This window comes from Streptomyces sp. NPDC045778, assembly GCF_056431945.1.
Genome location: NZ_JBWKJZ010000029.1, coordinates 100,771 through 126,424 on the forward strand (window position 1 = coordinate 100,771; position 25,654 = coordinate 126,424).

Annotated in this window: 9 protein-coding genes and 3 pseudogenes; all 12 read right to left on the bottom strand. The window is 73.1% G+C overall.

All coding sequences use genetic code 11. The features are described from left to right. Nucleotides 1-16 precede the first annotated feature (16 nt). Nucleotides 17-14,119 (bottom strand): type I polyketide synthase, encoded by a 14,103-nt coding sequence (locus tag AC07GB_RS30330; protein ID WP_478850974.1) that lies wholly within the window; start codon nucleotides 14,117-14,119, stop codon nucleotides 17-19. Between the two features lie 186 nt (nucleotides 14,120-14,305). Further along, a complete protein-coding gene (locus tag AC07GB_RS30335) occupies nucleotides 14,306-15,325 on the bottom strand; it encodes an acyl-CoA synthetase family protein (protein WP_478850976.1) in 1,020 nt (339 codons plus the stop codon). Nucleotides 15,326-15,422: 97 nt separating this feature from the next. Beyond that, the gene (locus AC07GB_RS30340; RefSeq protein WP_478850978.1) at nucleotides 15,423-16,394 is read right to left on the bottom strand and encodes an ACP S-malonyltransferase; all 972 of its coding nucleotides are present in this window, start codon (nucleotides 16,392-16,394) and stop codon (nucleotides 15,423-15,425) included. Between the two features lie 601 nt (nucleotides 16,395-16,995). Continuing rightward, nucleotides 16,996-17,433 (bottom strand): annotated as a pseudogene (locus tag AC07GB_RS30345) (hypothetical protein); the annotation flags it as partial. Between the two features lie 256 nt (nucleotides 17,434-17,689). Further along, nucleotides 17,690-19,156, bottom strand: coding sequence for an aminotransferase class I/II-fold pyridoxal phosphate-dependent enzyme (locus AC07GB_RS30350; RefSeq protein WP_478850980.1), 1,467 nt, complete (start codon nucleotides 19,154-19,156; stop codon nucleotides 17,690-17,692). 194 nt (nucleotides 19,157-19,350) lie between these two features. Further along, complete coding sequence (locus tag AC07GB_RS30355) at nucleotides 19,351-20,544, bottom strand: amidohydrolase (RefSeq protein ID WP_478850982.1); 1,194 nt, start codon at nucleotides 20,542-20,544, stop codon at nucleotides 19,351-19,353. A gap of 120 nt (nucleotides 20,545-20,664) precedes the next feature. After that, nucleotides 20,665-21,504, bottom strand: a complete 840-nt coding sequence (locus tag AC07GB_RS30360; protein WP_478850984.1) for a glycosyltransferase family 2 protein — start codon at nucleotides 21,502-21,504, stop codon at nucleotides 20,665-20,667. Beyond that, nucleotides 21,489-22,508, bottom strand: coding sequence for a glycosyltransferase (locus AC07GB_RS30365; protein ID WP_478850986.1), 1,020 nt, complete (start codon nucleotides 22,506-22,508; stop codon nucleotides 21,489-21,491). The genes AC07GB_RS30360 and AC07GB_RS30365 overlap by 16 nt, the downstream gene beginning before the upstream one ends. After that, on the bottom strand, nucleotides 22,505-23,563 hold the full coding sequence (locus AC07GB_RS30370; RefSeq protein WP_478850988.1) for a glycosyltransferase: 1,059 nt from the start codon (nucleotides 23,561-23,563) through the stop codon (nucleotides 22,505-22,507). The genes AC07GB_RS30365 and AC07GB_RS30370 overlap by 4 nt, the downstream gene beginning before the upstream one ends. Then, a complete protein-coding gene (locus AC07GB_RS30375; RefSeq protein WP_478850990.1) occupies nucleotides 23,554-24,483 on the bottom strand; it encodes a glycosyltransferase family protein in 930 nt (309 codons plus the stop codon). The genes AC07GB_RS30370 and AC07GB_RS30375 overlap by 10 nt, the downstream gene beginning before the upstream one ends. Before the next feature lie 534 nt (nucleotides 24,484-25,017). Next, nucleotides 25,018-25,347: pseudogene (locus tag AC07GB_RS30380) on the bottom strand (molybdopterin dinucleotide binding domain-containing protein); the annotation flags it as partial. Nucleotides 25,348-25,381: 34 nt separating this feature from the next. After that, nucleotides 25,382-25,591: pseudogene (locus tag AC07GB_RS30385) on the bottom strand (hypothetical protein); the annotation flags it as partial. Between the last annotated feature and the right edge of the window lie 63 nt (nucleotides 25,592-25,654).

A 25,654-nucleotide genomic window follows, 5' to 3' on the forward strand; every position in this document is an offset into this window, starting at 1 on the left:
TGTTCCCGCTTCTCCCTCAGGCCCCGTAGTTGTTGTCGAGCAGTTCGAAGAGTTCGTCGGCGGTGGCGGTGTCGACGGCCGTCGTGCCCTCGTCGCCGCCGTCGTCCTGCGGCAGCCGGCCGTTCCAGGCGCGCAGCAGGTCCCGCAGCCGGGTGCCGATCTCGGCGGCGCCGGGTGTGTCGGGCCCGGCGACCGCCAGTGCGTCGGCGAGCCGGTCCAGGTGGTCGAGTACCGGCAGGTCCGGTGCGTCGGGCACGCACAGCCGCTGGTACAGGTGGTCGGCGAGCGCGGCGGGCGTGGGGTGGTCGAAGACCGCGGTGGGCGATATCCGCAGGCCTGTCGCTTCGCCGAGGCGGTTTCTGAAGGTCACGGCGAGCATCGAGTCGAACCCGGCGGCGGTGAACGGCCGCCGGGGCTCGACGGCCGCGCCGCCGGAGTGCCCGAGCACGGCGGCGGCGTGCGCGGTGACCAGGTCGAGGACGGCGCGACGGCGGTCGGCATCGGCCAACGGGGCGAGCCGGGCGGAGAGTTCGGCCGCCGGGTCGGCGTTCTGCACGGGCGCGGGGTCTTGCGCGGGCGCGATGGCGGCGACGGCGGCGTTCCGGCCCGGGGTGGCGAGCCAGTAGCGCTCGTGCTGGAAGGCGTAGGTGGGCAGGGGCGTGTGCGCGTGCGCGGGCCGGGGCAGGGCGGCGGTCCAGTCGAGCGGCGCCCCGTGGGTCCACGCCTCGGTGAGCGCGGTGAGCAGCCGCTCGGTGCCGCCGTCGTCGCGGCGCAGCGTGCCGACGGCGGCGACGGACCGTTCCCTCTGCTCGGCGGTCCCGGTGAGCGCGGCGGTCAGGACGGGGTGCGGGCTCGTCTCGACGAACAGGTCGTGTCCCGCGGCGAGCAGGGTGTCGGTGGTGCGGGCGAACTCGACGGGCTCGCGCAGGTTGCGGTACCAGTAGTCGGCGTCCAGGGCGGTCCCTTCGACGATGTCGCCGGTCACGGTGGAGTAGAGCGGGACGCGCGAGGGCCGGGGCCGCACTCCGGCGAGGGCGGCGCGCAGCGCGTCGCCCACGTCGGCGACCTGGGCGGAGTGCGCGGCGTAGTCGACGGGGAGGCGCCGGGACCGCAGGCCTTCGCGCTCGCAGTCGGCGAGCAGGCCGCTCAGCGCGTCGGGCGTGCCCGCGACGACGACGGCCCCCGGCCCGTTGACGGCGGCCACGCTGATCCGCCCGTCGTGGGGCAGCAGCAGTTCCCGTACGCGCTCCTCGGAGGCCGCGAGCGAGACCATGCCGCCGCGGCCCGCGAGCCGCAGCAGTTCCCGGCTGCGCAGGGCCACGACCAGGGCGGCGTCCTCCAGGGACAGCGCCCCGGCCACACAGGCGGCGGCGATCTCACCCTGCGAGTGCCCCACCACGGCCGCGGGCTCCACCCCGTACGACCGCCACACCTCCGCCAGCGACACCATCACCGCGAACAACACCGGCTGCACCACGTCCACACGCTCCAGCGACGGGGCGCCAGGAGCCTCCCGCAGTACGTCCATCAGCGACCAGTCCGTATGCGGAGCCAGGGCCCCGGCACACTCGGCCACCCGCGCGGCGAACACCGGCGAGGTACCGAGGAGTTCACCCGCCATCCCCGGCCACTGCGAGCCCTGGCCGGGGAAGACGAACACGGTCCGTGCCTCTCCGGCGCGGGCGGTGACCACGCCGGGCGCGGGCGCCCCGTCGGCCAGTGCGGCGAGGGCGCCGAGCAGTTCGTCCCGGGTGCTTCCGGTCACCGTGGCGCGGTACGGGAACGCGGTGCGCGTGGTGGCGAGCGCGTGGGCGAGGTCCGTCAGGGGCTGGGCGGGCGCGGCCTCGGCGTGGTCGCGCAGGCGGCGGGCCTGGGCGCGCAGGGCGGGGGCGGAAGCGGCCGACAGGGGCAGCGCGACGGTGTCCGTGGCGATCGGGGCGGTGCCCGCGGCCGCCCGGTCGGCGTCCGTGGCGGTCGGGGCGGCGGCGGGGGCCGCGTCGGCGGTCTCCTGGGGCGTGTCGTCCGGGGCTTGTTCGAGCACGGCGTGGGCGTTGGTGCCGCTCATGCCGAAGGAGGACACGCCCGCGCGGCGGGGGCGCCCGGTGTCGTCCCAGGGGCGGGCCTCGGTGAGCAGCCGTACCGCCCCCGTGGTCCAGTCGACCTTGGTGGCAGGTGTGTCCACGTGCAGGGTGCGGGGCAGCAGGCCGTGACGCAGGGCCATGACGGTCTTGATGACGCCGGCGACGCCCGCGGCGGCCTGGGTGTGGCCGATGTTGGACTTGAGCGAGCCGAGCCACAACGGCCGTTCGGCGGGCCGTTCCTGGCCGTAGACGGAGAGCAGGGACTGGGCCTCGATGGGGTCGCCGAGGGTGGTGCCGGTGCCGTGGGCCTCGACGAGGTCGACGTCGGCCCCGGTGAGCCCGGCGGTGGCGAGTGCCCGGCGCAGGACGCGTTCCTGCGCGGGTCCGCTCGGCGCGGTCAGGCCGTTGCTCGCGCCGTCCTGGTTGACGGCGGAGCCCCGGACGAGGGCGAGGACGGGGTGGCCGTTCCGTCGGGCTTCCGAGAGCCGCTCCACCACGAGCACGCCGACGCCCTCGCCCCAGCCGGTGCCGTCGGCGGCGTCGGCGAAGGACTTGCAGCGGCCGTCGGGGGACAGGCCGCGCTGGCGGCTGAACTCCACGAACACGTCGGGCGACGCCATCACGGCCGCCCCGCCGACGAGCGCGAAGGAGCACTCCCCCGCGCGCAGTGCCTGCCCGGCCAGGTGCAGGGCGACGAGCGACGACGAGCAGGCGGTCTCGACGGTGACGGCCGGGCCCCCGGTGCCGAGGGTGTAGGCGATGCGGCCGGAGGCGACGCTGGTGACCGTGCCGCTGAGCAGGTGGCCCTCGACGTCGGCGGCCGGGTCCCGGGGGCCGGTGCCGTAGCCCTGCGTGGCCACGCCGAGATAGACGCCGCCCTGGCTGCCGCGCACCGACGCCGGGTCGATGCCCGCGCGTTCCAGGGCCTCCCAGGAGGTCTCCAGGAGGAGGCGCTGCTGGGGGTCCATGGCGAGGGCCTCGCGCGGTGAGACGCCGAAGAAGGGGGCGTCGAAGTCCCCGGCGTCTTCGAGGAATCCGCCGCCGCTCGTGTAGAAGGTGCCCTCGTGCTCGGGGTCGGGGTCGTAGAGGTCGTCGAGCGGCCAGCCCCGGTCGGTGGGCAGGGGGCCGATGGCGTCCCGCTCGCCCGCGACGAGGTCCCACAGGTCCTCGGGGCCGCGCACGCCGCCCGGGAAGCGGCACGCCATGCCGACGATCGCCAGGGGCTCGTCGGGGGCGGCGGGTCGCGTGGGCTCTGCGGGTCGCTCGGGCGTGGTGCCGGTCAGTTCGGCGTACAGGTGGTCGCCGAGCGCGGTGGCCGTGGGGTGGTCGAAGACGGTGCTCGCGGGCAGGGTCAGACCGGTGGTGGCGGCGAGCCGGTTGCGCAGCTCGACGGCGGTGAGCGAGTCGAAGCCGATGTCGTGGAAGGGCCGGGCGGCCTCGACGGCGGTCGCGGCGTCGTGGCCGAGCACGGCGGCCGCCTCGGCGCGCACGAGGTCGGTGAGCGCCCGCCGCCGCTCCGCGCGGGGCAGCGCGGTGAGCCGGTCGCGCCAGCGGGCGGCGGTGTCGGTCACCGTGTCGTCCGCGGCCGGGCCCGGCTCCGCGGCGGCCTCGGGGAGTTCGGCGAGCAGCGCGCTGTCCCGGCCCGAGCGGAAGGCCGAGGCGAAGCGCGGCCAGTCCATGTCGGCGACGACGGTGCCGCTGTCGTCGGCCTCCAGGGCGCGCCACAGTGCGCCGAGGGCCGCTTCGGGTGCCATCGGGACGAGGCCGAGGCGGCGCAGGCCCGCGCCGGTCGCGCCGTGCGCCATGCCCGCCCCGGCCCAGGGCCCCCAGGCCACGCAGGTCGCGGCGCGGCCCTGCGCGCGCCGCCGCTCGGCGAGGGCGTCCAGGTGGGCGTTGGCGGCGGCGTAGGTGGCCTGCCCCGCGCTGCCCCAGGTGGCGGAGACCGAGGAGAACAGCACGAAGGCGTCCAGCTCTTCGCCGAGCAGGTCGTCCAGGTGGGTGGCGCCGCGCACCTTGGCCGCGGTCTCCTCGGCGAGCAGCGTCGGGGTGCACTCCGCGATCCGGGTGTCGGAGGTGACTCCTGCGGCGTGGAAGACGGCCCGTACGGTGTCGCCGTCGGCAGCGATGCGTGCGAGCAGCTCCGCGAGCGCGTCGCGGTCGGCGATGTCGCAGGCCGCCACGGTGACGCGGGCGCCCAACACCTCGATGTCCCCGGCCAGTTCGGCTGCCCCGGGGGCGTCCGGGCCGCGGCGGCCGGTCAGGACGAGGTGTTCGGCGCCTTCGCGGGCGAGCCTGCGGGCCACGTGGGCGCCGAGGCCGCCGGTGCCTCCGGTGACGAGGACGGTGCCGCGAGCGGCCCAGCCGGGCTCGCCCTTGTGGGTCGTACGGGATCCGTGGTGGGCCGCGGCGCCCGTGTCGCGGACGAGGCGGCGTCCGTGGAGGCCGTCCGCGCGGATGGCCACCTGGTCCTCGGCACAGCCGCCGTCGGCGCGGACGGATCCGGACAGCAGCGCGCACAGGTGGCGCAGGGCAGTGGCGTCGGGCTTCTCGGGCAGGTCCACCAACCCGCCCCAGCGGCCGGGGTGTTCGAGCGCGGCGACGCGGCCGAGCCCCCACACCTGGGCCTGCTCGGGGTGGTCCGGGCCCCGGCCGTCCACGGCGACGGCGCCGGTGGTGACGCACCACAGCGGCGCGCCGGTGCCTGCGTCGCCGAGGGCCTGGACGAGCAGCAGGGTGGCCTCGGTCCCGGCGTCGGGGCCGGTGGCGAGCAGGGACAGTACGCCGCTCACTCCGGGCGGTACGAGCGCGGTGAGCCCGGCCCGGTCCGTGCCCTCCGGGACGGTGAGGACGGACACGTCGGCGCCGTGCAGGGCGAGGGCTCCCCGGCAGTCGTCGGGGAACGGGGCGTCGACGGCGGCCTCGGGCACCACGAGCAGCCAGGTGCCGGAGAGGGCGGGTGCGACGGCCGGTCCGGGCAGGGCACGCCAGGCGACGCGGTACGTCCAGGTGTCCGCGGGGGCGGCCGGGTGGGCCGGGCGTGCCGTGGGCCAGTACCTGCGGTGCTGGAACGGGTAGGTGGGCAGGTCCAGTGGGGGCGTACGGCCGGGGCAGCCCACGGACCAGTCGACGGGCACGCCGCGGACGTGCAGGGCGGCGAGGGCGCCGGTGAGCGACTCGGCCTCGGGCCGCCCGGCGCGCAGCAGCGGCACCGCGCGGCAGTCGTCGCCGTCGCTCCGGCACTGCTCGACGAGGCCGGACAGGACACCGCCGGTGCCGAGTTCGAGGCAGTTGGTGGTGGGCTCGGCGAGCAGGGTGCGGGCGCCGTCGAGGAAGCGGACGGTGCCGCGCGCGTGCCGCACCCAGTACTCCGGGTCGCACAGTTCGTCGGCGGTGGCGCGCGCGCCGGTGAGGTTCGAGATGACCGGGATGCGCGGCGGGGCGTAGGTCATCTGCTCGGCCACGGCCCGGAACGCGTCGAGCATGCCGTCCATGCGCGCGGAGTGGAAGGCGTGGCTGACGGCGAGTTCCTTGGTGCGGCGGCCGCGCGCCCGGAAGGCCTCGGCCAGGCGCAGGACGGGGGCGCGGTCGCCGGACAGGACGGTGGCGCGCGGCCCGTTGACGGCGGCGACGCTGACGCCGGGCTCGGCGGCCTCGGCGAGCAGCTCGCGCACTTCCGCCTCGTCGGCCTCCACGGCCGCCATGGCGCCGCCGCCGGGCAGCGCGTCCATGAGCCGGCCGCGCGCGGCGACCAGGGCGCAGGCGTCCGGCAGGTCGAGGACCCCGGCCACATGTGCGGCGGCGAGTTCGCCGATGGAGTGGCCGAGCAGCAGGTCGGGCCGTACGCCCCAGTGCTCCACGAGCCGGAACAGCGCGACCTGGAGGGCGAACAGCGCGGGCTGGGTGCGGCCGGTGCGGTCCAGGAGCGCCGCCGCCTCGGTGCCGGGCGCGGCGAACATGACGTCGCGCAGCGGCAGTTCCGTGCCGGAGGGGCGCGGGGAGAGGTGTGGGTCCAGGTGGGTGAGGACGGCGTCGAGCGCGTCGGCGAAGACCGGTTCGCTGCCGTAGAGCCGGGCGCCCGTGCCCGCCCGCTGGCTGCCCTGGCCAGGGAAGAGGAAGGCCGTGCGGCCTGCCGCGCCCGTGCGGCCGGTGACGAGCCGCCCGGAGGAGGCCCCGTCGGCGAGTGCGGCGAGGGCGGCGAGGACCGTGTCGGGGTCGCGGCCGAGGACGGCGGCGCGGTGGTCGAGCGCGGCCCGCCGGGTGGCGAGGGCGTGGGCGGCGTCGGCGAGATTGCCGGTGGCGGGCCCGTCGGGATCGCTGTCCGCGCCGACGAGGTAGGCGCGCGTCCGGGCGGCCTGGGCGCGCAGGGCGTCCGGGGTCCGGGCGGACAGCAGCAGCGGCACGTCGACACCGGTTCCGGAGGTCTCGGGGGTGCCGGGAGCGCGGCTTTCCGGGACCTCGGCGGGCGGTGCCTGTTCCACGATCACATGGGCGTTGGTGCCGCTGATGCCGAACGAGGAGACTCCGGCCCGGCGCGGCTCGCCCGTCTCCGGCCACGGGGTGCGCCCGGTCAGGAGCCGTACGTCGCCCGTGGACCAGTCGATGTGCGGGTTGGGCTCGTCGGCGTGGAGCGTGCCGGGCAGTTCCCCGGCCGCCAGGGCGAGCACCATCTTCATCAGTCCGGCCACTCCCGCGGCGGCCTGGGTGTGCCCGATGTTGGACTTGACCGAGCCGAGCCACAGCGGCCGCCCGTCGGGGCGTCCCGCGTGGACGGCCTGGAGCGCCTGGGCCTCGATCGGGTCGCCGAGTGCGGTGCCGGTGCCGTGCGCCTCGACGGCGTCCACCTGGTCGGCCCTGAGCCCGGCGTTGGCGAGCGCGGCGCGGATGACGTCCTGCTGTGCGGGTCCGTTGGGGGCGGTGAGGCCGTTGCTCGCGCCGTCCTGGTTGACGGCGGAGCCGCGGATCACGGCGAGCACGGGGTGGCCGTCTCGGCGGGCGTCGGAGAGGCGCTCCAGGAGCAGCACTCCGGCTCCCTCGCCCCAGGACGTGCCGTCAGCTCCCGCCCCGAAGGCCTTGCAGCGGCCGTCGCGGGCGAGGCCGCGCTGGCGGCTGAACTCGACGAAGAGGCGGGGCGTGCTCATCACCGTGGCACCGCCCGCGAAGGCCTGGTCGCAGTCGCCGCGCCGCAGGGCCTGCGCGGCGAGGTGCACGGCGACCAGGGAGGAGGAGCACGCCGTGTCGACGGTGAGGGCGGGGCCTTCGAGGCCGAGGACGTAGGCGATGCGACCGGACATCACGCTGGCCGTGTTGCCGGTGAGCAGGTGGCCTTCGGAGACCTCGGGGTCGGCTCCGGCGAGGCCCATGTAGTCCTGGCCGTTGGTGCCGATGAACACGCCGACGCGGCGGCCGCGCAGCGCGGCCGGGTCCTGTCCCGCGCGTTCCACGGCCTCCCAGGAGGTCTCCAGGAGGAGGCGCTGCTGCGGGTCCATGGCGAGGGCCTCGCGCGGTGAGATCCCGAAGAACTCGGCGTCGAACCCGGTGGCGTCCGCGACGAAGGCGCCCTGGGTGCAGTAGGTGGTGCCCGCCCGGTCCGGGTCCGGGTCGTAGAGCCCGGCCGCGTCCCAGCCCCGGTCCGCGGGCCAGTCCGTGACCGCGTCCCGACCGTCGGCGAGCAGCCGCCACAACTCGGCGGGGTCCGTGACGCCGCCGGGGAACCGGCAGCCCATGCCGATGACGGCGATGGGCTCTCCGTCGTCGTACGCGGATGGCGTCCGCCCCGGCTCGCGGGCGTCGTCGCTGGGCCGGGGGCGTTCGTGTGCCGCGCCCGCTTCGCCGAGTTCGCCCAGGAGGTGGGCGGCGAGGGCGGCCGGTGTGGGCCGGTCGAAGAGCACGGTGGCGGGCAGTCGTACGCCGGTGGCGGCCGCCAGGCGGTTGCGCAGTTCGACGGCGGTGAGGGAGTCGAACCCCATGTCGTTGAAGGCCCGTTCGGGCCGCACGGCGTCGGGCGTGGTGTGCCGCAGGACCGCGGAGGCGTGCGTACGGACGAGATCGGTGACGAATCGTTCGCGCTCGGCGGCGGGCACGGCGGCGAGCTGGTCGCGCAGCGTCCCCTCGGAGGTGCCGGGCCCGCGCTCGCCGCCGTCGCCGTCCCGGCCGGTGAACGCGTCGAGCAGCGCTCCGGCGCGTGGTCCGCCGGCGGCGGCGAAGCGCCGCCAGTCCGCGTCGGCGACGACCACGTGGCCGTCGTCCTGGGCGAGGGCGCGGCCGACGGCCGTCACGGCCGCCGCGGGGTCCATGGAGGTCAGGCCGCGGTCGCGCAGCCGCCCGGCGACGCCGTCGTCGAGCATGCCCTCGCCCGCGGCCCAGGCGCCCCAGGCGAGGGCCGTGCCGGGCAGGCCCGCGGCGCGGCGGGCGGCGACGAGGGACTCGAGGGCCGCGTTCGCCGCCGCGTAGTTGGCCTGTCCGGCGTTCCCGACGACGCCCATGACGGAGCTGAAGACGACGAAGGCCGACAGGTCCAGGCCCACGGTGGCCTCGTGCAGGACGCGGGCGGCGGTGGTCTTGGCGCGCAGCGACACGGCGAGCCGCGCCGGTGTGAGGGCGTCGAGCATGCCGTCGTCGAGGACGCCCGCCGCGTGCACGACCGCGGTCAGGGGACGGTCCTTTGGCAGTGCCGCGAGTACCGCCGCCACCTGGTCCGGGTCCGCCGCGTCGCAGGCCGCGAGGGTCACGGCGGTGCCTGACTCGGCCAGTTCCGTCCGCAGTTCGGCGGCCCCGGGTGCCTGGGGCCCGCGTCGGCTGAGGAGCAGCAGGTGCCGGGCGCCGTGCGCGGCCAGCCATCGCGCCACGTGGGCGCCGACGCCTCCGGTGCCTCCTGTGATCAGTACGGTGCCGCTCCCGAAGCTCTCCTCCGCGGCGAGGGTGCCGCCACCCGCGACGGGCGCGGGCAGCAGTCGCCTGCCGTGCGCGCCGGTCGGGCGGACCGCGACCTGGTCCTCGTCGGTCGTGGATGCCAGGACGGCGCACAGCCGCCGCAGGGTCCGCTCGTCCGGCTCGGCGGGCAGGTCGGCGAGGCCGCCCCAGCGGTCGGGGTGTTCGAGGGCGGCGCACCGGCCGAGACCGGTGACGGCCGCGTGCACGGGTGCCCCCGGCCGCTCCCCCGCGCCGACCACGGCGGCGCCACGGGTCAGGCACCACAGCGGCGCGTCGATCGCCGCGTCCCCGAGTGCCTGCACGAGCGTGAGGGTGAGCGCGAGCCCGCCGGGCAGCTCGTCGTGGTCGGGGTGCGGGCGGGGCTCGTCCGCGAGCAGGGACAGGACTCCGGCGACGGGCCGCTCCGCCACGGCGGCCGTGAGCGCATCGGCCAGCGCGGCGCGGCTCTGCCCGGGCCCTCCGGCGGTGACCACGGCGAGGTCGAGCCCGATCGTCCGGAGCCCGCCCACGACGTCGTCGGCGGCGCCTCCTTCGGGGCACACGGCGAGCCAGCTCCCCTCGGGCAGCGGGCCGGGCGGCACATCGAGCGGCTGCCACCCCACGCGGTAGCGCCAGGAGTCGACGTGCCCCTCCCGCGCCCGTTCGGCACGCCACGCCGTCAGCGCGGGCAGCACCTCGTCCAGGGCCTGCGGGGTCACCTTCAACGTCTCGGCGAGGCGGGTGGGTTCCTCCCGTACGAGGGCCTCCCACAGCCCGTCCGCCTCCGCGCCGGGCGCGGCCCCGGCGCTCTCCCGGGCCTCCAGCCAGAAGCGCTCACGTTGGAAGGGGTAGGTGGGCAGTTCGACACGCCTGGCCCCGGTGCCTTCGAAGAGCGGCTTCCAGTCCACAAGGAGCCCATGGACATGGGCTTGGCCGAGCGCGAGGAGCATGCGTTCCAGACCACCCTCGTCACGGCGCAACGTACCGAAGACCGGGGCACTGACCTGGGCCGCATCCAGCGTGCCCTCCACCGCAGCCGTCAGCACCGGATGCGGACTGACCTCCACATACGCCCCGAAACCCTCGCTGGCGAGCGCACGGATGGCGGGCTCGAAGGCAACCGTGCTGCGCAGATTGCTGTACCAATACCGCGCGTCCATCACCGAGGTGTCCAGCCAATCCCCGGTCACCGTGGAGAACACAGGGATGTCACCGGCCACCGGCTCGACCCCGTCCAACACCTCCAGCAGCTCGGCCTCGATGCGCTCCACATGGACCGAGTGCGAGGCGTAATCCACATCGATCCGACGCGCCCGTACGCCCTCCCTCTCACAACGCTCCAGCAGCTCGTCCAAGGCATCGGGATCTCCGGAGACCACCACCGCCGTGGGCCCGTTGACAGCCGCCACCGACAACCGCCCACCCCACGCGGCAAGCCACTGCCCCACCACGGCCGGCGACAGGGCAAGCGACACCATCCCGCCCTGCCCGGCCAGCCCCACGATCGCCCGGCTGCGCAGCGCCACCACCCTCGCCCCATCAGCCAGCGACAGACCACCGGACACCACCGCCGCCGCGATCTCCCCCTGCGAATGCCCCACCACCGCATCCGGCACCACACCGAACACCCGCCACAACCGCGCAAGAGACACCATCACCGCGAACAACACCGGCTGCACCACATCCACCCGGTCCAGTGACGGCGCCCCAGGAGCCTCTCGGATCACCTCCAGCAACGACCACTCCACATACGGCGTCAGAGCCGCCTCGCACTCGCCCATGAACCCCGCGAAGTCCGCGGACTCCGCGAGCAGCTCACAGGCCATCCCCACCCACTGCGCCCCCTGCCCCGGGAACACGAACACCGTCCCCCCGGACACCGACGCCCGCCCCTCCACCACGAACGCCGAGGGCTCACCCACCGCCAACGCCCCCACACCCGCCAGCAGTTGCTCCCTCTCCCCCACCACGACGGCACGCGTCTCGAACTGCGAACGCGCCGTCACCAACGACAGGGCGACGTCATCGACCCGGACGCCGTCCGCGCCGCACATCTCAAGCAGCCGCTCCGCCTGTACCCGCAACGCCTGCGGCGACCGCGCCGACAACACCCACGGCACCGGCGCACGCACCTCGGAAACCCCCGGAACAACCTCCTCCGGGACCTCCTCCACGATCACGTGCGCGTTCGTCCCGCTGATCCCGAAGCCGGAGACTCCGGCCCGTCGCGGCCGGTCGTTCTCCGGCCAGGGCGTCGGTTCGGCGAGCAGGTGGATGTCACCCGCGCTCCAGTCCACGTACGGCGTCGGTTCGGTGATGTGCAGGGAGCGGGGCAGCAGTCCGTGCCGCATCGCCAGGACCATCTTCATGACGCCGCCGACGCCTGCGGCGGCCTGGGTGTGGCCGATGTTGGACTTGAGGGAGCCCAGCCACAACGGCCGCCCCTGCAAGCGCTGTTGGCCGTAGGTGGCCAGCAGGGCCTGTGCCTCGATCGGATCGCCCAGGCGGGTGCCCGTGCCGTGCGCCTCCACGGCGTCCACGTCCTTCGCCGACAGGCCCGCGTCCGCCAGGGCGGCACGGATCACCCGCTGCTGACTCGGCCCGTTCGGCGCCGTCAGGCCGTTGGAAGCACCGTCCTGGTTCACCGCGCTGCCCCGCACCACCGCGAGCACCGGATGACCGTTGCGACGGGCGTCCGCCAGACGCTCCAGGAGCAGAACACCGACGCCCTCGGCCAGGCCGAAGCCGTCGGCCTGTGCGGAGAACGCCTTGCAGCGGCCGTCGGGGGCCAGGCCGCCCTGACTGCTGAACTCCACGAACATGCCGGGCGTCGGCATCACCGTCGCCCCGCCCGCGAGGGCGAGCGCGCACTCACCGCGGCGCAGCGCCTGCACGGCGAGGTGCAGGGCCACCAGGGAGGACGAGCACGCCGTGTCGACGGTGACGGCGGCGCCTTCGAGGCCCAGGGCGTAGGCGACGCGACCGGAGGCGACGCTGCCGGTGTTGCCGGTGAGGAGGTGGCCGTTGCCGTCCGTGGCCTCGTGCAGGCGGGGGCCGTAGTCCATGGTCATCGCGCCGATGTAGACGCCGGTACGGCTGCCGCGCAGCGTGTGGGGGTCGAGCCCCGCGCGCTCCAGGGTCTCCCAGGAGGTTTCCAGAAGGAGGCGCTGCTGCGGGTCCATGACGAGGGCCTCGCGGGGTGAGATCCCGAAGAACTCGGCGTCGAAGCGGTCGGCTTCGTGGAGGAGGCCCGCCTCGCGCTGATAGTGGCGGCCGGGTCCGGTGTCCTCGGGTGCGCAGGCGCCCGCGGTGCTCCAGCCGCGGTTTCCAGGGAAGGCCGTCACAGCGTCGGCGCCGTCGGCGAGGAGTCGCCACAGGCGTTCGGGGGTGTCGGCGCCGCCGGGGAAGCGGCAGCCCATGGCGACGATCGCCACGGGGTCCTCGTACGAGGCCGTCGCGGGCGCCTCGGTGTGCTCCTGCTGCCCCTTGCCGCCCAGGAGTTCGTCCCTGAGTGCCTCGGTGAGGGCCCTCGGCGTCGGGTGGTCGAAGACGGCCGTCACGGGCAGCGACGCGGCGCCCGTGGTGGCGGCGACGCGGTTGCGGATCTCCACGGCGGTGACGGAGTCGAGTCCGAGCCCGGTGAAGGTGGCGTCGGGGTCGACGGGGCCCGGCTCGCCGAGCACGGCGGCGACTTCCTGGCCCACCAGGTGCAGCAGCCGCTCGCGCTGTGCCCGTGCGGTGAGGGGGGCCAGCTCGTCGTGGAGGGCCGCTGCGGGCGTTTCGGCGTCGGTGTCGTCGTCGGCTTCCCACAGCTGCGGGGGCAGGTCGGCGGGCCGGGCGTCGAGCCCTTCGTAGACGGCCTCGTGATCCGGTGCGGCGCCGCCGTGGACGTACAACTCGCCGAGAGCAGCGAGGAATTGGGTGCGGTCACCGTGGTCGCGGCGCAGTGTCGCGCCGACGTGGGCGGTGATGCCGCGCTCGGTGGCGATCGCCTGGAGGGCGGTGGTGAGGACCGGGTGCGGGCTGATCTCCAGGAGGGTGTGGTGGCCGTCGCGCAGCAGGGCAGCGGCGGCCTGGTCGAAGCGGACGGTGCGGCGCAGGTTGCGGGCCCAGTAGGCGGCGTCGAGGACCGGTTCGGGGAGCAGGTCGCCGGTGAGGCCCGAGTAGTACGGCAGGTGGGCGGGGAGCGGCCGGACGGCTGCCAGGTCGGCGTGGAGGCGGGGCACGATGGCGTCGATGTGCGGGGAGTGGGCGGCGAGCCCGACGTCGATGCGGCGTGCGTGCAGGCCCGCGGCGGTGAGCCGGGCGGTCAGCTCCGTGGTGGCGTCGGCGTCGCCGGACACGATCACGGAGCGGGGCCCGTTCACGGCGGCGATGCCCACCTGGCCTTCCATTCCGTCCAGTTGGGCCTCCACCTCGCCGACGGTCGCCATCACGGAGACCATTTCGCCGCGCCCGGTCAGGGTCGCCTGGGCCTGGCTCCACAGGGCGACGACGCGGGCGCTGTCGTCCAGGGAGAGGGCGCCGCCGACGGCGGCGGCGGAGATCTCGCCGCAGCTGTGGCCGAGCACGGCGGCCGGCTCGACGCCGTGGTCGCGCCAGAGGCCGGCCAGGCCGACGCCGACGGCGAACAGGGCGGGCTGGACGACGTCGGGCCGCCCCGGGCCGGGTGTGCCCTCGGTGGCGCGCAGCACGTCCATGAGGGACCAGTCGACGTAGGGCTCAAGGGCTTGGGCGCAGGCGTCCACGCGCTGCTTGAACCGCGGCGTGGTGTCGAGGAGCCGGGCGGCCATGCCGGGCCATTGGGAGCCTTGGCCCGGGAAGACGAAGGCGATGCCGCCGCCGGGGCCACCGGGGCCTTCGGTGAGGCCGGGGGCGCCGCGCCCGTCGGCGAGGGCGTCGAGTCGCTCCAGGAACGCCTCGCGGTCGCGCGCCACCAGGGCGGCGCGCCGTCCGGTGGCGGTGGCGGTGGTGCGGGCGAGGGCGAGCCCGACGTCCGCCGGGCTCCACTGCGGCAGGGCGCGCAGGTGGTCGCGCAGCCGTCGGGCCTGTGCCGTCAGGGCGCCCCGCCGTTCGGCGGACAAGGCCCACAGGAGGGGGGTCCCGGCGGGGGACTGGGGCACGTTCACGCCATGGCTCCTCAAGACGTACGGGACGGGGGCGGCGGCACGGGCCGTGCCGGGGCACGGCCGTACGCAGGCTCACGGAGGCGCGGGATCACCGGGCGCGGCGTTGCCGCACGGCTCGGGTGCGGGCGCCTCAGCGCGTACAGGTGAAGGTGTGGGGGTGGGGTGGGGGTCGGTGAGGGCGCCGCGTCAGTAGAGGCCCTCGGGGGCGGAGTTGGTCACCTGGAGGGGACGGACGTCGGCGACGCCGTCGCAGGGCCAGTTGCTGTCGAGGTGCCGTACGGCCTGGTCGCGTTCCAGGACGTTCGGCAGGAAGAGGTCGTCGTGGAGGACGGTCAGGCGGACCTGTCCGCCCGTGCCGGGGGCGACGACGGCGCGCCAGTCGTCCTTGCGTACGACAGCCATCGTCACGTGCGGGTAGTTCGGCATGTATGGGATGGTGTCGCCTCCTTCGGGTACGCCGAGGCAGACGGCGTTGCCGAAGGTGTTGCCGTAGCTGATGCCGCAGATCCCGCCGTCGAGGGCGGCGCGGACGTCGTGGTACTTGGCGGCATTGATCTGGGTGCCACTCAGGCGCACTCCGGCGAGGGCGGCGACGTGCTCGGGGGCGCGCCGGCGCAGGGCCGCGAAGAGCGCGGGGGTGGTGTTGACGTAGTCGATGACGCCTGGGTCCAGGGCGTTCACGACCTGGTCGACGAGGTGGTCGGTGTAGCGCTGGACTTCGGCAGGGCGGCCTTCGCGGATGAGGCGTTTCACCCAGCGGGGGTCCATGTCGATGGCGGACACCCGGCCCGCGTACAGGTCGGCGACTTCCCAGACGCCGTGCCCGATGAGGTGTGGCCCGGTGGGTGTCGCCTGGAGCCAGGCGCGGCCGGGTTCGAAGCCTTCGCGCACGAAGGACCAGCGGCGCCAGAGCGCGCGGTGGGCGAGCATGGCGGGGGTGTAGAAGACGCGGCAGGGTGTGCCGGTGGTGCCGCCGGTGTCCCAGACGCGTCCGGCGAGCGGCCGGGGCACGGATCGCGGTACGAGGTCCGCGGGGTCCAGAGTGCGCAGTTCCCCGAGGGGGAAGGGGCCGAAGGCCGTGAGGTCTTCGTAGCGGGTGATGTCGAGCGGGTCGAAGTCGAGCCGCTCGCGGCGCCGCAGCCAGTAGGGGCTGCCGTCTTGGGGGTGGAAGGTCCGCTGTACGACTCTGCGGGTCCAGTCGTCCATGTCGACGTCGAGCCACTGCTTGAGGATTACCTCAGGATCACCCTCGCACGATTGTTCCCACGCGCCTGCTGATATACCGCCTGCGCCGCCCCACATATCAGCGTTCCCCCGCGCCGGAGCCGACGGTGGAGAATTCGATCCCCAGGTCGTAGGCCTGACTGACGGCGAGCTGAATGTGCTCAGTTAATTCCACGTGAACGACCGGGAACGGGAAGGCGAGAATTCCTTCGGGAATGGAGGGTCCCACCACGATGCCGAGGCGTACGCCGCGGTCCCGCATTCCCTCGTAGACATGGACGAGGCTGATCGGGTCCGTGGGGTTCCGTTCGAACATTTCGCGCACGTCGTCCGCCGTGCTCAGCTCCCGGCGTTCGAGACAGGAGAGCAAGGGAATGCCGGGGGCGGTGAACGGCATCTCCGCCAGGTGCGGCGCGATGAAGTCGCGGAAAGGGCGGCGGAGCGGGGAGTGGACGCCGAGGGTGCGGTCGGGCAGCGGCACGATCGCGCCGGGCGGGGTTTCGGCGGCCAGTCGCTCGATGGCCGCGCGGTGTCCCGCGAGCATCAGGATGCGCTGGGAGGCGTCGGCGACGGGGCCGAAGTCGCCGGCCACGTAGATGTACGCGTGCCCGTGCCAGGGTGGCGCGGGCGGGGTGCCCTCCGTCGGTACGAAGGCGAGGGCCATGCCCTCTTCGGGGTCTTCAGGCCGTGGACCTGGGGCGTTCGCCGTCCTGGCCAGCATGGTGAACAGGGAGCGGCGATCCAGGCCCCCGGCCAGACAGCTGGCCGTCATGGCTCCCAGACTCAGGCCGCCGACCACGTCCGGTCGCAGGCCCGCTTCCGCGAGCAGGTCGTGCACGGCGACGGCGAGCGCCGCTTCGCGGATCGTGCCCGCACTCTGCCGGCGCTCCCGGCCCTCGGGCAGTTCGCCACGCAAGATCTGTTCGGCCGCCAGACCGGTCCACTCGGATATCTCCTCGTATATCTTCCGCATCAGGGCTGATGACTCGTACAGGTCGATCCCATGTGGCTCGGATCCCACACCACCACCGAATAAGTACCCCAGAGTCATACTCACTCCTGTTGCGCATTGAACATCTTTACCGGAGCCGCACGAATCAGCACGAAATCAGCGCCGAGTCCTGTCGCCATCACGACTTTCGCGGGCCCGCCGAAGTAAATCTACAACACCCTTGCGACAGGGCACACACCACAATGAATGGCCCGGTTTTCAAAAATTGAGAAGCGAAATTAATGGGATGCGGGCAGCGCTCGACAACCCGCTGGGAAATCGAAGGCAGCCCCGGCAGGGGCGAATTCGGGCAGGGTCACGAATTTTTCATGAAGCTGCGACTCTAACACCGGGGTTCACGACGCCGGAAGAGTACCTTCCAGATCCAGCCATCGCCGATTTTTGACATCTTTTGGTAAGGCGAAGTGCCAAACAAGCCAGGAACAAATGTTCCCCACGTCGTCCCGCACACCGGCCCACCGCCGGGACAGCGGCCGCCGCAGGATGTCGCCCTCTCCCCTCGGAGGCTGAAACTGGCCTCTGGCATGTGCTCCGCACGGTTGCCGAGCGCGCCGCGCGTCGCCGACTGGGGGGCTTGGTCCATACCCACAGTCTCCGGGAGGTGACGCAAAGCCACTTGCCCACCCACCTCCGCAGTGCCTCAGCGGTGCCGCCGAAGGCAGGTCACAAGACGCACCAGGCGAACAGTGGCCCGGCCGCCGGGCTCCAGAACGGGCATGCCCTCGCCCCGTAGCCCGGCAATGCTCACCGAAGCACTTCCAGCAGGCGAGAGGTTCCCGATGTCCCACATGGGCCGCAAAACACCGTGGCCGGCGATCGGTGTCCTGCCTCGCGCTTCTGCGGCCGGACGAAGTGTCAGATCCGCCCGGACCACCCCGTCTCGAATCTCAGCACACCGCCAGTGGCACCAAGCTGCGCTCCGCTCAAGTCGGAGTTGCTCAACCGCCTTGGCCAGCTGCTCCCAGAACGACAAGGGCAGTGGATGCCCGTCCCCGAACTCCCGCAGCAGGCTCAGGGCGATCTGCCATTCGTCGTGGGCGAGGTAGTCCCAGACGTCTCGCACTGTGACGTCGGCTTCCGGTCGGGCGGGGCTGCTCGTACTGTTGCGCGAAGCCGAGAACGCACAGGCACCGGTCGAGGGCGAACAGGTACACCTGGGCACACTCTGGGCCCGGGCTTGCTCGCATGGGCCCGGGCGGCCTGTATGGGCCGGGCTGTTCTGGTGGGACGTACCGGATCGCGTTGGCCGACGGCGCGCCCGTGGCGGGCGCCGTCACGTACACACCCGAAGACACCGGGGACACAGCCAGTACGGCGGGTGCGGGCAACGACCGTCAGTTTTCTGCGACGACGCGGACGGTTTTGACCTCGGTGTCGACGGCGTCCGGCACGACCATGCCTGCCTCAACGCCCGTGCGCAGATACTGCACGACGTCCGCGGTGAGGCGCTCGCCGGGCAGGACCGCGGGGATGCCGGGCGGGTACGGGGTCAGCATTTCGGCGCTGAGCCGGCCGGGGGCCCGCTCGGCGGGGATCTGTTCGGTGCGGCCGAAGAACGCGTCGCGCGGCAGCATGGCCTGCTCCAGGCGTAGCCTGCTCGGCGGCGGGACGTCCACCCGGGCAGCCGGGCGCAGCTCCCCGGCATGGGCGGAGACGTCGCGCAGAGACGCCAGGAGAATGGCTGTGGTGCTCTCGTCGTCGGCATGGGTGAGCTGGGCACTGATCCGGCGGTGGTCGCACAGGTGCAGGTTGACCTGGTGGTGCTCGCGGATCCAGTCGCCTGCTCGGTATCCCGTGGTCTCCAGAGCGGTGATGTCGATGATGATCTGCAGCGGGTCCATGTCCGCGGCCCGGCCAGGACCGCAGAAGTCGTCCCTGCCGTGCACGTGCATGCCGTCGATCGCGGCGATCTGCGTACGAACGTCCGCAGCAAGGGCCAGCGCGTCGTCATAGAGCGTCTTGCCGTGCTCGACCATCTGCCGGCGCCAGCCGTCCAGCGCGGCGTAGAGGAGCACGGAAGGGCTGGTGGTGCCGAGGAGGTCTTCGCGACCCTTCAGTACTTCTGGTTTGACCAGGTCGCCCTGGAGGTGGAACACCGAGCCCTGCTCGAGGCCGGAGCCCATTTTGTGCACCGATGTCACGCAGACGTCCACCCCCGCGTCCATGGCCCAGGTGGGAAGCCCGTCGTGGAAGGGCAGATGGGCTCCCCACGCCTCGTCCACGATCACTGGCTTGTTCCTCGCGTGGCACACCTCGGCGATCGCGGCCAGGTCCCCGCACGTACCGTACGGGGTCGGGCTCGTCACCAGAGCGCCACGGGCATCGGGGTGCTCCACGAAAGCCGTGGCGAACGCCTCCGCCGACGGCGGGTGCGCCAGGTGCCGCTCCGCGTCCCACTGCGGCTCCACCCACACTGGCTCGATTCCGGACAGGATCAGCCCGGACACCACCGACTTGTGCGCGTCCCTGCCCACGAGAAGCTTCTCGTGGGGGCCGGCGACCGACAGCATCGCCGCCTTCACCGACAGGGAACTGCCGCAGGTGGAGAAGAACGTGTGCCTGGCACCCACCGCGTCCGCCATGAGTGCTTGCGCTTCGTCCAGCACGCCACCGGAGGAGCGGCGGTCATCGAGTCCGGAAGTCGCCAGCACGTCCGAATGGAAGACGGCTTCACCCAGGACGGCACGGACCCTCGGGTCCGCGCCTCGGGCCTGCTTGTGGCCCGGCGGAGTGAAGGGCGTCTGACCGTTCTCGTGATAAGCGGCCAGTGCTTCCAGGACGGGCGCTTTCGAGTGGTCCATGTGTGCCGACTGCCCTGCGGCCTTCGGGCCGAAACCGAACCAAGTGACGCATGGCGCTCGCGGGTGACAGCCGTCCGCCGCCTTATCGGGACGCGACACACCGGGGGACGAGCGGACGTCTCCCGCGGACGTTCAAGGTCGGACGTTCAAGGTCGGACGTTCAAGGTCTCGGGACGGGGAGCCGACGTCCCGCGCTACATGTCCGCCGCGGCCTGCGTTCGGTGGAAGCTCCACGCCTGTTCTGCCACTCCATCCGCCGTCAGGACGTCCGCGGCCGTGCAGGCAAGAGCGGTCGCTGCTGCAAGCATGACGTCACGGGCCCGGGGGGTCGCGGCGGATGCGGCGAACTCCGGCGTGTGATCAGAGGCGTCGGGCCCGGTAACGGCGACAAAAGGATGGATCGCCGGTACTCGGGTGCTGACGTTGCCGATGTCGGACGAGCCGAGGTAGACGCCCGCTTCCGGCTCGCGCAGGGCGATCCCGCACCGCCCGATGTGGTGGGTGAAGCGCCGTGCCAGGACATCGTTGCTACGGAAATGGTCGTAGTCGACGCCGGCACGCTCGATGCGTACGGTCGTGCCCGTCGCCGCAGCCACCCCCTGCGCGGCCTGCTCCAGCAGCGCTGCGAGTTCTTCGCGTGCATCGGTCGTGACGCCGCGCAGGCCGAACAGGCCCTCGGCGTACTCCGGGACGATGTTCGTGGCCCGCCCGCCCTCGGTCACGATGCCCTGGGCGTGGGAGCCGGACGGCAGCCGTCGCTCCAGCACGGCGAGGGTGTTGAACAACTGGATGAGCGCGGCGAGGGCGTCGATGCCCTCGGTGGGATTGCCGGTGGGGTGGGCGGCCCGCCCGTGAAATCCGATACGCAGCTGCGCGTGCGCGGTCAGGGGCGCATAGGACCAGTCACGGGTCCCCGGGTGAAACATCAGCGCGGCGTCGACTCCATCGAACAGGCCCGCCTCGGCCTCCAGGACTTTGCCGCCTCCGCTCTCCTCCGCAGGTGTACCCACCGCCAGGACCGTACCGGCCCCCTCGCCGAGGGCCGCGCTCAGAGCGAGTGCTGCTCCCAGGCCGGCGGCGGCGATCAGATGGTGCCCACAGGCGTGCCCCAGTCCCGGCAGGGCGTCGTACTCCAGGAGCAGCGCCACGCACCGCCCCGGCCCCCCGCCGGTGCGTGCGGTGAACGCGGTCGGCATGCTGGCCGCTCCCCGATCCACCTGGAAACTCGCCGCCTCCAATTCCCCTGTCAGCAGGCGCGCGGCACGGTGTTCCTCGAACGCCGTCTCGGGATCAGCGTGCAATTCGAGGGCCACCTCCCACAGCCGATCGGCCCGCCCCCTCACTTCCCTGCTGATGCGGCTGTACAGGAGGTTTCGATCATCCGCCATCACGTCATCCCCTCACCGTCACTGACGCCTCTCTCAGACGCATACCCCCGGCTGCATCTTCAACAAGGCACCGAGCGCCACGGAATCCTGGAGGGACACTCCCCTTGGAGTGCGTCGCCCTCATCTTCGACCCGGCTCCCTGACGTCGGCCTTGCGCCACTCATCTGTCGCGGCGTCGTACGTCACCAGATCCCGCTCTTCGAAAGCGCGTAGCCAGCCCCCCATGGGCCAGCTGCCCCAACGCGCCTTGAACAACGCCCCGTTGCGGAGGATGTCGTCGAGATGCTGGACGGGTGGACTGTGCGTCGGGTGGTACTCGTGGTACGCCGGCGCCCCACCCACCCACCACAGTTCGACGCCGCATGATGTGGCGCGGGCGGCGAAGTCGGTGTCCTCGGCGCCGTACCCGGTGTAGGACTCGCAGAACCCGCCGACTCGCTCCCAGGTGGCCGCGGTGAGGGCGAAGGACAGGGACCAGAACAGCCGGGGATCACCGTCCCGCAGGATCTGGCCATCGGGCGGAGCCGGCCGGGCGGGGTGGGGTGCGGCCATGGTCTCCAGGTCGCGCAGCCTGTAGCCGTCGGGGGGTGGCGGTGGGAGGTAGGCGACTGTGCCGCACAACAGGGCGCCGTCGGCTGCGGTTTGGGCGTAGCGCTGCATGAGCGTGGGGCCGGGTACGCAGTCCACGTCCAGGAAGACCAGCAGCTCCGCGTCGGCCGCGAGGGCGCGGGCGGCTCCCGCGTTGCGGGCGGCAGCCAGCGGGAGCCGCCCGTTGACCAGCGGCAGACCGGCCACGTCCGCCGTGGGATCGCGCCCGGCGGTGTGGCGGGCGATGTCCGGGTCGGCCATGGCTACGACCACGTAGTGGTCGGGGCGGCGGCTGCCGGCGGCCAAGCCGTCCTGCTGGAGCAGGAGGTGGGCATGCCGACCCGCGGCGATGGTGACTACCGCGGTACGCATGCGTCCAGGCGGGATGTGCGGGAGGACAGGCGGGTGAGAAGCCCTGCGGCGCGCAGTGCGCCGTCGCCGGATGACCAATGGGCCCAACGGTCAGGCCGTCCGGCGGCCTCTTCCAACAGGCCGCGCCATTCACCTGGTTGCGGCCAGACGTCCCGAACGGTCGCCAGTCCCGATGAGCGGAGCGCCCGGGCGGTGGCGTGCTGCTCGCCGTGGGGCCGGTCCTGAGGGATGACGATGGCGGGGACCCCGGCGGCGGCGCATTCCGCGATGGCGTTCTGACCGGCGTGGGTGATGACGACCCGAGCCCGGCAGAGCACCGGCCACGGCTCGTCGATCCAGGAACCGTCGGGGCCGCCCAGGACGGTCCACGACCAGTCGGGGGTGGCCCGCTGCGCCTCGCGCAGTCGCTCGGCGTCGAGGTCGTTGCCGCCGGCGCCGAGCATCACCACCACCTCCTTGCCGGCGGGATCGCCCGGGTGCTGGCACGTGGGACGGGGCCGGCCGTCGTACCGCGAAATGCTTCCTGTGTGCAGGGTTTTGGCCAGCCAGTGCGCCGGCCATCCGGGCTCGGGCAAGGAGCCCGGCCAAGGGGCCAGGAGGGCGTCCGCCAGGTCGTAGCCCAGCCGGTGGGCCTCGTCCTGGCGGTCTCCTCGCATGGCCGCGACGACCACGGGGATTCCCATGAGCCGCGCCAGGGTGGCGGCCTCCACCGACACGTCGCTGACGAACAGGTCGGGTTCCTCGCGCCGGATCCAGTCGGCGAGGACGCCCATGCGTTCGCGGTGCCCGCGATGATGAAGGGGCACCCAGTGCAGGCGTCCCTTGGCCGTGGGGTCGAGCGGATCGGAGGCCGCGTCCGCCGGCAGGTCGAGCCAGGGCCCCGGCCAGTCGGCGGGCCGAGGCAGTGAGGAGATGAGGGTGACCGGGCCCGGTACGCGGGCCGCGATGCACTGGGCGCGGTGCAGATGCCCGCGACCCTGATGGTGGACGTAGTAGCCGATCACCCTGTCACCTCCTCGTACAGGGCGGTGTAGGCGTCGGCGGCACGGTCGAGTGAACAGAACTCCTCCGCCCGCCGGCGCGCCGCGAGGCGGTCCAGTTTCATGGCACGCGGGATGAGGTCGGCCAGGGACTCCACATCACCGTCGGGAGCGAGCAGCCCGCAGTCGGGGGTGAGGATCTCGGCAAGCGCACCGCGGTCGAAGCCGCAGACCGGTGTGCCACAGGCCAGCGCCTCGGCGACCACCAGTCCGTAGGGCTCGTCCCAACGGGGTGTGACCAGCGCGGCGGCCGCGCTTCCCAGCAAGTCCACGAGACAGCGTCGGTCGAGATGGCCCATGTATTGGGCGCCCTCCCCCAACAGCGGCTCGACCTGTTGCCTGAAGTACACCTCGTCGGCGATCGGACCCGCGAGCCGCAGGGGGACCCCCGCCGCGCGAGCGGCCCGGACAGCCAGATGGGGTCCCTTCTCCGGGACAAGCCGTCCTGACCACACCAGGTCGGTGCCTCCCGTTCCGGGCCGCCAGAAGTCCGTGTCGATGCCGTTGCGCACCACACGGGCCCGGGGCACGCAGGGGCGCCAGACGGACGCGGTGAACTCGCTGACGGCGGTGAAGACCACAGGGCACGCGTCCCGTGCCCGGATAGCGGACTCCAACCAGGGCGTGGGCGGGGTGTGCAGGGTCGTGATCACCGGCACCTCCAGAGCCGACGCCATCGCGATCGGCAGGTAGTGCAGGCTGTTGTTGTGCACGACGTCGAAGCGGTCCGCGCCGTCCTGCGCCAACTCCAGCATCAGCCCGAGATAGGCGTGATGCTCCTCCATCCAGTCGGCGCTCGGCATGCTGTTGTCCGCTCGCGCGAAGGCGCTCAACTCGGCTCTGCGCACCGGCAGTTCGCGTGCACCGAGTTCCGGATCGGACCCGGGGGCCGCGAACAGTTCCACCTCGTGGCCGCGGCGGGTGAGCGTCCGGGCCAGCCCCCAAGTGTGCGCTTCGAGGCCACCGGCGAACGGCTCGTTGATGGGAAAGCGTGCGGACGCGATCAGGGCTACCCGCACGACGCCTCCCGCAGCACGTCGTCGTAAAGGGCGTGGTGCGCGGCTGCGACATCGGTCCGCTCCCGTACACGCTGGCGCACCGTCGCGCGGGGCACAGGTCGCTCCTCGAAAGCGGTGAGCACGGCCTTGCGCAGCGACTCCTCGTCCAGTCCGCCGTTCTGCGTGTGCCCGTAGGTCAGACACGGCCGCTGTTGGGCATAGAACCCGCAGTCCGGCGCGGCCACCGCGGTGCCCAGGTCGTGGCACGCCTCCAGCCACCCCGAGTGGGTGCCGAACAGGTAAGGCAGTACGGACAGATCGAGAGAGGTGAGGTAGTCCCAGAGCTGCTCGTCGTCGTAGTAGTCGTGTACGTGAAGGCTGAGGCGCCCGCGGTCGGCGAGGGCGCGCAGTTCCTTCATGAGGTGGGGGTCGTGCGCCGGGGACGCGGCGTCCGCCACGTCACGGTGGATGTTCACCCGGAGCTCCGCGCCCACCAGCTCATCCGCCGTCTCGGCGAGAACGCGTACGACAGGAAGCACGGACATGTTGGGGCGTAGGCTCTTGGCGTGCACCCCGATGGTGAAGCGGTCGCGGTGCGGCCGCGCCTGGGCCAGACGCGGCAGCTCGACGACGTGAGGATGCGGCAGGACGGTGGCCGTGCGAGCCCACCTGTCGTCGATGACACGGGCGGCCCCCGCAGTGAGCGTGATGAGCCGGTCGGCGGCGGGGACGATCACATCCAGGGCCGCGTCGTGGATCGCAGGATCAGGCTGATGCGGATTGCGCAGGTCGTGCACCGTGTAGACAAACGGTTTTCCGTGTCGCCGCAGAGCTTCAACCAGAGCGGTCAGCTGCTCGGGACTCTGCGCGTCGAAGCCGAAATGCAGATGGAAGACGTCGAAGTCCCTGTAGTGCTCTTCCACCCAGGCGGGGTCGAGCATGACCGGCGGCCACCACCGCTGCGACGTGCTCGGTGCGCCGTTGGGCCGGGGGTCTTCCAAACGCGTGACGTTGTCCGACTCCGGTATCGAGCAATGCCGTACGTACACATGCCCCGCTGGCACCGAGGCAACCCGGATCCGACGTGTGGCCCGGGTCAGTGCCGCCGGTCGATCGGACACGTCCATCCTCCAGTGCTGACAGAATCGGGTGCTGCGTGCCCGTCCCAGTGTGTGGAGTCCCGCCGCGTGCCGCATCCGGGTCGCCGCTCCGGTCGGCCGCCCCGCGCCCTCGCGATTCCGCGCCCACGGGCCCCGATGTCTCTACGCGTCCGCCGCACGTGGCATGAAGGGCTGCCAGCACCGCGTCGGCGCCCTGCTGGCGCCGGAACCGGCCGCAACAGCGGATCGCAGCCTCGCTCCGCGCTCACGGCGCTCCGAGGGTGAGCCCTGCGAAGCCGGCCAAGGACGTGGACCCGAACGGGTGATCGTGCCGCCCAAGCGGTCGCTATGGCTCGCGATCAGCGCTGTGGTGTGTCAGAGGGTGGCGGGAAAGCCTGCCGGTTCCGCGGGGGCGGACGCGGTCGTGGTGGGCGCGGGAGCACCGGCGCCGTCACCCCGCTCCACCAGGCGCACGGCCGCCGCGGCCGTTTTGGACAGGGGCTGCTTGGAGACGGGGTCCCAGTCGATGACCGTGGTCTCGTGGGCAGCACGCCCCGGCGTACTGTCGTCGGGCCGCGAGCCCGCCGGGGTGTCCGAGTAGCCGTAGAGGGAGGGGACGAAGAGCAGCCCGGACCGGATGCCGGTGATCCTCAGACGGGCTCGCAACGCGCCGCGCGGGGTAGCCACTTCCAGCAGATCGCCTTCGCGGCCCGTGGCCGAAGGCGACCTCGAGACGACCGGGGTGGAGCTGGGCGAGCAGGTCGACCTCCATCGCGTCGACAGCGATGTTGCGGGCTGCGGCCGGCAGGAGTCCGACGCCGACGCGGATCCGGCGGGTGTGGGCGGGCACGGTGGCTGCCTGGGCGAGACCTCCGCGGTATCCGAGTACCTCAGCGGCCCATAGTCCGCCGATGCCGTAGGGCCTGTCCGGTGGGTCGGCGTGGAGCAAGGAGCGGCGTCTGGTGCGTGCGATCGCAAGGCGCCGGGATGTCCTCGTAGCGGAGCTACTAGG